We start from the raw sequence: 6106 nt of genomic DNA, 5'->3' as shown, positions 1-6106 counted from the left end.
GGGGAAGTGTCGCTTTCGCGATCCGGCCCGACGTCAGCGCGCGGCTGCGACCAGCCCGTGGGCGGCGGCGACCGCGGCGTTCGTGACCTCGCCGGCGTGCACGTTCACGCCGAGGGCCAGTGCCGGGTCGGCCGCGGTGGCCTGCTCCCAACCCCGGTCGGCGATCGCCACGGCGTAGGGCAACGTGGCGTTCGTCAGCGAGATCGTGCTCGTGCGCGGGACGGCGCCGGGCATGTTCGCCACGCAGTAGTACACGGCGTCGTGCACGGCGAAGGTCGGGTCGTCGTGGGTGGTCGGGTGCGAGCCCTCGAAGCAGCCGCCCTGGTCGATGGCGATGTCGACGAGGACCGATCCCGGGCGCATGTCCGCGACCATCGCGTCGGTGACGAGCTTCGGCGCCGACGCCCCGGGGATGAGGACGGAGCCGATCACCAGGTCGGCGTCGCGCAGCGCCTCGGCGATCGCGTGGGCCGATGACCGGAGCGTGGTGACGCGGCCGTCGAACCGGGCGTCGAGGGCGCGGAGCCGCGGCAGGCTGATGTCGAACACGGTGACGTCCGCGCCCATGCCGAGTGCCATGGTCGCGGCGTGCTCCCCCGCGACGCCGCCGCCGATGACGACGACGCGGCCCTTCGGCGTGCCGGGGACACCACCGAGCAGCAGCCCGCGGCCGCCGTTCGTGCGCATGAGGTGGAACGCGCCGACCTGGGCCGAGAGCCGCCCGGCGACCTCGGACATCGGCGAGAGGAGCGGCAGCGAGCGGTCGGGCAGCTGCACGGTCTCGTAGGCGATCGCCGTGGCGCCGGACGCGACGAGCGCGTCGGTGAGGGGACGGTCGGCGGCCAGGTGCAGGTAGGTGAACAGGACCTGCCCCGGGCGGATGAGCGGGTACTCGGCAGCAACCGGCTCCTTCACCTTGAGGATCATCTCGGCCTGCGCCCAGACCTCGGCGGCGGTGTCGACGATCGACGCTCCCGCCACGCGGTACTCGTCGTCGGTGAACGCCGAGCCGGTGCCCGCTCCCGACTGCACGAGGACCTCGTGCCCGTGCAACGCCAGCTCGGCGACGCCCGCCGGGGTCGCCGCGACGCGGTACTCGTTGTTCTTGATCTCGGTGGGGACGCCGATGCGCATCGCTGACTCCTTCGTGGGTGGTGCGGTCGTCCCACCATTCAGCGCCGGATTCGTTGCAGCGACGTTACAGCCGAACATCCGGATGACTTCGGCGCCATTCGTGCGATCGGATTCGGCCGGATCGTCAGCGCGCGCGGAGCGACTCGCTCGGCAGCTCGCCGAATCGTGCGCGGTAGGTCGACGAGAACCGCCCGAGGTGCCCGAAGCCCCACGAGCGCGCGATGTCGGCCACCGAGGTCTCCTCGCGGTCGCCGTCGAGCAGGTCGGCGCGGGCGCCGTCGAGCCGCACGCCGCGCAGCAGCTCGCCCGGTGTCTGGTCCAGGTGCCGCCGGAGCGACTGCTGCAGGCCGCGCGGGCTGAGCCCCGCCGCGACCGCGATCTCGGGCGTGCCGATCGGCTCGCGTGCGTGGGCGTGCACGTACTCGAGGGCGCGACGCAGCCGACCGTGCTCCGGACCGGTGCCGGCCACGGAGGAGCGCCACCGGCTGCGCTGCGGGAACGCCTGCAGCGCCGCCGTGACGAACGCCTCGGCGATGGTGCGCTCGCCCGACGCGTCGAGGCGGTGGTCGACGTCGAGCCAGGTCGACGAGTGTGCCCGCACGACGGCCTGCCAGGTGGCGGCCCCCTGCGCCGTCGGGCGCTGCAGGGTGTCGAACGCGAAGTCGTCGTCGCCCGCGACGGACCGGACGAAGTCGCGGTCGAGGTGCACGAGGTTCAGGCCGATGTCGCGGTGGTGCAGGGAGTAGACCTCGGCGAAGGGCACGACGACCGGCACCCCCGGCTCGAAGACGTGCGTGTCGCTGCCCGAGGTGAGCCGTCCGGCACCGCTGCGCAGCCAGGCGACGACGAACTCGTCGTCGACGCGGCTCTCGGTGCGCAGGTCCGCCATGAAGCGCGACGAGCGCAGGGACAGGCGGCCGTCTCCCACGTCGGCGAAGTCCCAGTGGGACTGCGGACGGGTGCGCCGGACGATCGGAGCGCGGAAGTCGTAGTCGCTCCCGAAGAAGGCGAGGGCCTCGTCGAAGTCACTGCCGACGAGCCGCCGGAAGTACCGGCCGGGGTGTCGATCGATGGAAAGCACCATGCACCAGAACGTACGAGCAGCCACCGACATTCGACGTCCGCGGCCGCTCGACACCGTGCGTCACGGCTGCAGGATCGCCTGTCCGACGCTCTCGTCCAGGATGAGGTCCGTCACGAGCCCCGCTGCCAGGGCACCGCGCAGCGAGGCGGCCTTCCCGCGCCCGGCGACGACGCAGACCCGGCGCGGCGCCCGCTTGATCGTGTCGAGGTCCGGGCCGCCCGCGCGGGCGTTCACCCCGATGTCCCGCCACGAGCCGTCGGCGCGGTAGAAGACCGTCGAGACGTCGCCGACCACCTCGGCCGTCGACAGCTCGTCGCGGTCGGCCGGGTCGAGGTAGCCGCCGGAGTACACGTGCGACGGCACCGGGGCCTGCGGGGCGCCGACGCCGAACACGACGAGGTCCATCCGCTCGTGCAGGTCGAGCACGCGACGGATCGAGCGTTCCCGGAACAGCGCCTCCTTCGTGTCGGGGTCGTCGAAGAACGCCGGCACCGGGAACTGCTGCACGAACGCGCCGTACGCCTCGCCGAAGCGGCGGAGGATCTCGGACGCGTAGACGATGCCGGTGGTCCGGGTGTTCGCGGCGCCGTTGATCTGGACGATCGTCGAGCCGTGGGTCGTCTTCGGCACGAGGTAGCGGCTGACCGCGCTCACGGTCGAGCCCCACGAGATCCCGATGACCATGTTCGACTCGACGTACTGCGTCAGGATGCGCGCGGCCGACAGCGCGACCCGCTCGAGCCGGTCGACGTCGCTCGTGTGGTCCGGCACCGGGACGACGTGCGCGTGCACCCCGAACCGCGACCGGATCGAACGGCTGAGCGCGGCGGCCTGGTCGAGGGGCGAGCGGATCTGGATGTCCACGAGCCCGGTGTCCCTGGCGTACTTCAGCAGGCGCGACACCGACGACCGCGAGGTCCCGAGCTCGTCCGCGATCGCGTCCATCGTCAGGTCCTGCAGGTAGTAGAGGTGCGCGGCGCGCAGCGCCTGCTGCGTGCGCATGGGCTGAGCCGCATCGCTCATGGTGCTCCGATCTGTCGAACGCAACCATGCACGGACGTGCACGGCCTCTGCAACCCTGGTCGCGCCTCCCGGCTGCTCGATCCTGGTGCGCGACAGGTGTGCTGCACGTTCGTGCACGTGAGTTGCCCGCTCTCTCGCCGGAGCGCACGATCGTTGGTGACCCCACGAACAGACGAAGGAAGCGACGAACCATGTCGAAGACGACACAGCCCAGGAAGACGGTGACCGCCCTCACCGAGCGCCCGAACGCGCAGGTCCTCATCGTCGGTGGTGGCATCAACGGCATCGCCACCTTCCGCGACCTCGCGATGCAGGGCGTCGACGTCGCCCTGGTCGAGCGCGGCGACTACGCCGGCGGCGCCTCGGCAGCGTCGAGCCACATGATCCACGGCGGCATCCGCTACCTGGAGAACGGCGAGTTCCGCCTGGTGCGCGAGAGCGTGCAGGAGCGCAACGGCCTCATCCGCATCGCCCCGCACTACGTGAAGCCGCTGCAGACGACGATGCCGATCTTCTCGACGTTCTCCGGCATCATGAACGCCCCGCTGCGGATGCTGACGCACAAGCAGCGTTCCACCAAGGAGCGCGGCGCCATGCTCATCAAGATCGGCATGACGATCTACGACTCCTTCTCGCGTGACGGCGGCTCCGTCCCGAAGCACGTCTTCCGCACGAAGAAGGCCGCGCTCGAGGACATGCCGGCCCTCAACAAGGACCTGAAGTACACGGGCACCTACTACGACGCGAGCGTGCACGAGCCCGAGCGCCTGGCCCTCGACGTCCTCAAGGACGGCCTGTCCGCCGGCGCCGACCGCGCCCGCGCGGTCAACTACGTCGAGGCAGCCGGTACCCGCGACGGCGGCGTCCTGCTCCGCGACCGCGAGACCGGCGACGAGTTCGTCTTCACCGCCGACGTCGTGATCAACGCCTCCGGCCCGTGGACCGACCTGACGAACGAGGCCTTCGGCGGCGAGACGAAGTTCATGGGCGGCACGAAGGGCTCGCACATCGTCGTCCACAACGACGAGCTGCTCGAGGCCACCAAGGGCCGCGAGCTGTTCTTCGAGAACGACGACGGCCGCATCGTCCTCATCTACCCGCTCAAGGGCCGGGTGCTCATCGGCACGACCGACATCGACGCCGACCCGTCGAAGCCGGTCGTCACCACCGACGAGGAGATCGACTACTTCTTCGGGCTGGTGAAGCACGTGTTCCCGCAGATCGAGGTCACCCGCGACCACATCGTCTACAGCTACTCCGGCATCCGTCCGCTCCCCCGCCACGAGGACACCGCCCCCGGCTTCGTGTCCCGCGACTACCGGATCGTGGACACCCCCATCGCCGGGCTGCCCGGGTCGACCGTGCTGTCGCTCGTCGGCGGCAAGTGGACGACGTTCCGCGCCCTCGCGGCGCACCTGTCCACCGAGGCGACGACCAAGCTCGGCGTCACCCGCACGGTCGACACGACCGGCATGCCGATCGGCGGTGGCAAGGAGTTCCCGACCACCGATGCGCAGCGCGCCCTGTGGGTCACCGCGCACGGCCACGGGCTCGACGAGTCCCTGGTCGAGGGCCTGCTCGAGCGCTACGGCACCCGCGCGGCCGAGGTCGTGGACGTCCTGGTCGACGGCCCGGTCGACGCCCTCGAGTCGGACCCGTCGCTCACCCGCGCCGAGGTCGCGTACTTCGCCCGCCACGAGCAGGCCGTGCACCTGGTCGACGTCGTCCTGCGCCGCACGAACCTGGCGTTCGTCGGCGGCGTCACGATCGACCTGCTCGACGAGCTGGCCGACGTGCTCGCCGAGGCGCTCGGCTGGACGACCGAGGAGCGCGCGGACGAGGTCCAGCGCACCCTCGACGTCCTGCGCGAGTCGCACCGCGTGATCGTGCCGCTCACGTCGGCGTCGCAGCTCGCGTAGCGCTCGTCCCCCACGGACAGGAGGCCCGGTACCAGCTGGTACCGGGCCTCCTGTCCGTCCGCTGGTCGCGTTCGCGGGCCGCGGGCCGCTGGTCGCGTTCGCGGGCCGCTGGTCGCGTTCGTGGGCCGCTGGTCGCGTCAGGAGCGTTCGCCGGTCGGGTCCTGGGCCGTGCGGTCGATGAGCTGCTCGCCGCCGATCGGCTCGCCCTCCCAGTCCACCAGCCGCCAGCCGTCGTCCGACGACCCCTCGAGCTCGACGATGCCGGTGTTCTCGAGGTTCCGCTTCGTGCCGAAGTGGTCCGGGGTGTTCTGCGCCGCGGCGCTCGCCCACGTGCGGATCGCCGCGCCGTGGCTGACCGCGGCCGCCACCGCGACCCCGCTCGCCTCGATCTGCCGCACCGCGTCGTCGTAGCGCGCGAAGAACTCGTCGCCGCTCTCGCCGCCGGGCATCCGCGTGCTGCGGTCGCCGCCGGACCACCCGTGCACGGTCGAGATGTAGATCTGGACCGAGGTCGCGTCGCGCTTGCCCTGGGTGTCCCCCGCCGCGATCTCGCGGAGGCCCGGCAGCACCACCGGCTCGAGCCCGAGCGATGCCGCCAGGGGTGCCGCGGTGTGCTGCGTCCGGACCATCGACGAGACGAAGAGCCGCTCGATGCCGCGGTCGGCGAGCGCCGCGGGCAGGGCGTCGGCCTGCCGCTGGCCGAGCTCGGTCAGGCCGGGGCCGGGCACCTCGGCGTCGAGGATGCCGTGCACGTTCGCGGGGGTCTGGCCGTGGCGGATGAGCAGCAGTCGCATGGAGCCACCCTACGGACGGCCGCCGACGTCAGCCCTGGCGGGTGTTCCAGCGTGGGTCCTTCTTGTTGATGACGTAGACGCGGCCGCGGCGGCGCACCACCTGCGAGCCGGGGATCTTCTTGAGCGCCTTGAGCGAGTTGCGGACCTTCATG

At 71.6% G+C, this 6106-nt stretch carries 6 protein-coding genes; 1 reads left to right on the top strand and 5 read right to left on the bottom strand.

Annotated elements, in window-relative coordinates:
* Positions 1-33 precede the first annotated feature (33 nt).
* The 3 genes from ald to BIU97_RS08270 all read right to left on the bottom strand — a co-directional run bounded on the left by ald (position 34) and on the right by BIU97_RS08270 (position 3241).
* Entirely contained in the window at positions 34-1134 is a 1101-nt protein-coding gene (gene ald, locus BIU97_RS08280; protein ID WP_071260902.1) for an alanine dehydrogenase, read from the bottom strand.
* Positions 1135-1258: 124 nt separating this feature from the next.
* Complete coding sequence (locus BIU97_RS08275) at positions 1259-2218, bottom strand: helix-turn-helix transcriptional regulator (protein WP_071260899.1); 960 nt, start codon at positions 2216-2218, stop codon at positions 1259-1261.
* A gap of 60 nt (positions 2219-2278) precedes the next feature.
* Positions 2279-3241: a sugar-binding transcriptional regulator gene (locus tag BIU97_RS08270; protein ID WP_071260896.1), complete on the bottom strand. Its 963-nt coding sequence runs from the start codon at positions 3239-3241 to the stop codon at positions 2279-2281.
* Positions 3242-3432: 191 nt separating this feature from the next.
* On the opposite strand from BIU97_RS08270, the gene BIU97_RS08265 reads away from it, so the two are divergent.
* A complete protein-coding gene (locus BIU97_RS08265; protein ID WP_071260894.1) occupies positions 3433-5160 on the top strand; it encodes a glycerol-3-phosphate dehydrogenase/oxidase in 1728 nt (575 codons plus the stop codon).
* Between the two features lie 137 nt (positions 5161-5297).
* On the opposite strand, the gene BIU97_RS08260 is transcribed toward BIU97_RS08265, so the two are convergent.
* A complete protein-coding gene (locus tag BIU97_RS08260; RefSeq protein ID WP_071297429.1) occupies positions 5298-5954 on the bottom strand; it encodes a histidine phosphatase family protein in 657 nt (218 codons plus the stop codon).
* 28 nt (positions 5955-5982) lie between these two features.
* Entirely contained in the window at positions 5983-6105 is a 123-nt protein-coding gene (gene ykgO / locus BIU97_RS08255) for a type B 50S ribosomal protein L36 (protein ID WP_056224971.1), read from the bottom strand.
* Position 6106: the final 1 nt, after the last annotated feature.

This window comes from Curtobacterium sp. MCBA15_009 (assembly GCF_001864895.1).
Lineage (GTDB): Bacteria > Actinomycetota > Actinomycetes > Actinomycetales > Microbacteriaceae > Curtobacterium.
Note: the sequence above shows the minus strand (reverse complement) of the source record. Positions and strands in the feature narration are given on the sequence as shown.